A 4,183-nucleotide genomic window follows, 5' to 3' on the forward strand; every position below is an offset into this window, starting at 1 on the left:
AATTTCTTCTGGTGTGCCTAGTTGCTCTAAATGTCCTTGGCGCATTACACCCACTATATCTGAAATGGCTAATGCCTCTTCTTGGTCGTGGGTAACAAAAATTGCTGAAGTACCCGCCGCTTTCAGAATATCTCGCACTTCTTCTCGCAAGCGCAACCTAACTTGGATATCAAGATTACTCAAAGGTTCATCCAAAAGCATAAGTTGGGGTTGGGGTGCTAAAGCACGAGCGAGTGCAACCCGTTGCTGCTGTCCACCAGAAAGTTCGTAAGGATAACGTTTTTCTAAGCCTTCGAGTCTCACCAAAGTAATAACTTCGGCTATCCGTTTTTGTATTTGCTGTTTACTGAAATGTTTTAACCCAAAAGCCACATTTTCTGCCACATTTAGATGGGGAAACAGGGCATAATCTTGAAAAACAATGCCGATGTCGCGCTGTTCGGCTGGGATGCAAGTAGAACTATTACAAACCATCTGTTTACCAATTTTAATTTCTCCTGCTTGCGATCGCTCAAAACCAGCAATTAATCGCAACAGCGTAGTTTTACCACAACCAGAAGGGCCGAGCAATCCCAATATATCTCCTTGTGGCAACATCAAAGATACGTTATCCACAGCAGGAAAAGCACTTTCTGCAAACCGCTTGGTGACATTTTGTAAATCTAGAATTACTTGTTGCATAGGGAGTGGGGAGTGGAGAGTGGAGAGTAGTATAGTTCAATTACTTGAAAAGCGCTGTAAGTATAAGAAAGAGAAACGAACCGCAAAGAGCGCAAAGTACACAAAGAAATAAGAAGTTAAAAAGGTTTGGTGCAGCCTCACGAATAAATCGTATTAGAACTTATGCAATAACTCGGTGAAACTCTTTATTCCTTTGTGTCCTTTGCGTCCTTTGCGGTTCGTTTTTTCATTATTTTGCCTAAGCCTTGTTAATGTTGATCTTTGACTGAGAACTTTGTTTGCACTTGCTCTTTTTTGACGTTCTCTTGAGATAGCACCAATAAAGTTGAACCCATAGAAACCAACAGCATAGCTAATGAAGCTGCCGCCGCATCTGCAAAATCTACATTTTCTGTGGCTTGCCAAATTTGCATTGCTAAAGTACTAAAGCCAATAGGCGCTAACAGCATTGTGGCGGGTAGTTCTTTAATTGCTGTTAAAAATACCAGCACTGCACCACTCAACACACCAGGTTGTACTAGAGGTAGAGTAACTTCTCTTAAAGTTTGCCAAGCATTCCTACCTAAGCTACGCGCTGATTCTTCTAGCTGGGGATTGACTTGCAAAAGCGAACTGCGGACTGTTCCTACTGATTGCGGTAAAAATAAAACTAAATAAGCAAATATCAGCATCGGCATAGTTTGGTAAAGTGCTGGCAGATAGTTTGCACCAAAAAATACCAAAGATAAAGCAACCACAATTCCTGGAACTCCAAAACCTATGTAAGAACAGCGTTCAATTATGGCAGTCATTTTACTCGGAAATCTGACTGCTAAAATTGCTACTGGCAAAGCAAAGATAGTGGTAGCTAAAGCCGCTAGTCCAGCCGCACTAATAGAGTTAAGAATGGTGGGGAGTAAGTTGGGGAAAGTGTAGCCACCGTTAAGTCCACGAATCAGCCAAAATAAGGTAATACCTACTGGTAAAACTACACCGAAACTAGTAATCAATAGACAAAAGCCGAAAGCTGGCCATTTCCAAATTCCCAATTTGACAATTTTTGGTGGACGTAGAGAAGCCGAACCACGACTATAATAAGCAGCACGCGATCGCATTCGATATTCCAACCATAAAATCAGCAGCACCAATGTCACCAACATCAAGGATAAAGCTGCGGCTGAATTCCGATTAAAGCTAGTTTTATATTGCAAAAAGATTGCCCGTGTAAAGGCATCAAATCGCATCAGCGAAGGTGTACCAAAGTCGCGCAAAGCATACAAAGCTACTAATAATCCACCTGCAATAATTGATGGTTTTAACTGTGGTAAAATTACCTTAAAAAATGTTTCTCTGCTGCCATAACCCAAACTACGAGATGCTTCTTCCAAAGATGGATCAATACCTTGTAAGCCAGAGCGTACACTTAGCAGCATATAGGGATAGGTAAACAAAGTGATTGCCAAAACTGTCCCAGGAAACCCATAAATAGAAGGTAATTCTTCTAGTCCTAAAGGTTGAAGCAACAACTGCAAAAAGCTACCCCGTGGTGCTAAAGTTGCAATCAGAGCAAAACTGCCTACATAGCTAGGAACCGCTAAGGGTAATGTTGTCGTCACTAACCAAAAACGTCGTCCTGGTAAATCTGTCCGCACAGTTAAAAATGCTAATGGTACGGCAATTACGGTGGAAAATAATGTTACCGTTGCCGCCATTGCCGCACTGTTGAAAAAAACTATGATATTGCGGGGATGAGAAATCAATTTCCATAACTCTTCCCCGCCAATACCTGCGGTACGAATTACTAAGTACAGTAATGGCAGAGCAATGGCAACTGCCACTACCCCTGCCGCTAATGTGAGAAATAATGGAGGGCGAACCGCTTTCAACTGTTACAAAACTCCTGCTTGCTGTAGTAAATTCAAAGTTCCTGGCAAATCATTTAAATCTGTCAGGTTAACATTAGGTGGATTGAGCTTACTAATTGGTACTTGTTTTGATGGCGCTGGTATTCCCTTTACTAACGGATATTCATTAGTTTGTTGGGCAAAGTAATTTTGGGAACTCTGTTTGAGCAGGTAATCAATTAAAGCCTCTACATCAGCTTTTTGATCTGTGGTTTTCGTAATTGCTACTCCTGCCACGTTAATCATTGATCCTGCATCTTTAGTTGTGTAGTGGTGAGCAACAGGAAAGTTCGGATCATTCTTTTTGAAGTTATATAAGTAGTAGTTATTCACTAAACCGAGATGAACTTCTCCACGTCCTACAGCTTCGACGATCGCAGAATTTTTACCGTAATCTTTGACATCATTAGCTTTCATCGCTTTCAACCATTGGAGAGTCTTTTCACCCCCTTCTAAGACTCGCATTGCGGTGATAAATGACTGAAAGGAGCCGTTAGTTGGTGCCCAGCCGACTTTACCGCGCCATTTTGGTTGGGTTAACTGCGAAATTGATGTCGGTAGTTCCCCTGCTTTAACTAGCTTGGTGTTGTAGTCAATTACACGAGCGCGTCCAGAAATTCCGAGCCAATGCCCTTTAGCGGAACGAAAGCGAGAATCAACCTTATTCAGCAGTTTAGAGGCAATCGGCACTGTCACCTGTTTTTTCTCCAAACTGCCTAAAGCACCAGCGTCTTGAGCGAAAAACAAGTCTGCACGGCTATTTTTCCCTTCTTCCAAAAGTGCGATCGCTAACTCAGCAGTATCGCCATAACGGACTTGAATATCTTTCTTCAAATCTTGTTTTGCTTTCTCAATTAAGGGGCCAATTAGTTTTTGATCTCTGCCTGAATAAATCACGAGGGTTTTTGTTTGAGCATCTACAGCTACCCCAATTCCCCAACCGAGTGTTACAGCTAGAGCTAATGCTGAAACTTTCAGCAATGGTAAAGTTTTCAATCTTCAATCCTCCACCTGAATTCTTACCAGGAATATCTTGCAATAACTTTGATATTCTCAACGTTTACCATTAACGTGTACTACTAAGCAAGAAAAAATCTCAAAAAATTGAGATTTTTCCGACTAGCACCATAACTACCTAGTACCGTGCGGCGTAAATACACACACCATTTTTAAGCCTTGCAATAAAAATAATTCGTAATTCGTAATTCGTAATTCGTAATTGAATTAAGACAGACACTTCGGGGTGGGGTTTCGACCTGCCTTGCGATACAAGGATTATTTCGCGCCACTTGCGGGCGAGGTTTTTACCTTTTCCCTTCTTGATCAATCAAATTTTCGTAGCTTTTAATGGTCTGCTTACTTTTGCCGTGCTGTAGTAGGCATTCTTTGGGCAAGCAGCAAATGCCACTAAATACTAAGTCTGCTTGAAGAGATAGGATCTATGAAAAGAGTAGAATTTTAGGAGTAAACCTCTGTCTTTACAAGCTATTACCGTTAAGAGAGATTCTCAACCCCCCTCCGGCTTAATTGTCACTTTGCATGGTTGGGGAGCTAATGCTGAGGATGTAGCATCTGTGTTACCCTTGCTCAAAGAATGCCTACTAGATCGGAAGAAGCAC

At 41.7% G+C, this 4,183-nt stretch carries 3 protein-coding genes; all 3 read right to left on the bottom strand.

Annotated features, from left to right (window positions below):
* On the bottom strand, positions 1 to 681 hold a 681-nt coding region (locus LC574_RS29250; protein WP_229457130.1), incomplete at its 3' end, for an ABC transporter ATP-binding protein.
* Between the two features lie 248 nt (positions 682 to 929).
* Positions 930 to 2,546, bottom strand: coding sequence for an iron ABC transporter permease (locus LC574_RS29255; RefSeq protein WP_229457131.1), 1,617 nt, complete (start codon positions 2,544 to 2,546; stop codon positions 930 to 932).
* Between the two features lie 3 nt (positions 2,547 to 2,549).
* Positions 2,550 to 3,560 carry an iron ABC transporter substrate-binding protein gene (locus tag LC574_RS29260; protein ID WP_229457132.1) on the bottom strand — a complete coding sequence of 337 codons (1,011 nt, stop codon included), beginning with the start codon at positions 3,558 to 3,560 and terminating at the stop codon, positions 2,550 to 2,552.
* Between the last annotated feature and the right edge of the window lie 623 nt (positions 3,561 to 4,183).

Origin of the sequence: Nostoc sp. CHAB 5715, assembly GCF_020829685.1 — a bacterium.
GTDB lineage: Bacteria > Cyanobacteriota > Cyanobacteriia > Cyanobacteriales > Nostocaceae > Nostoc.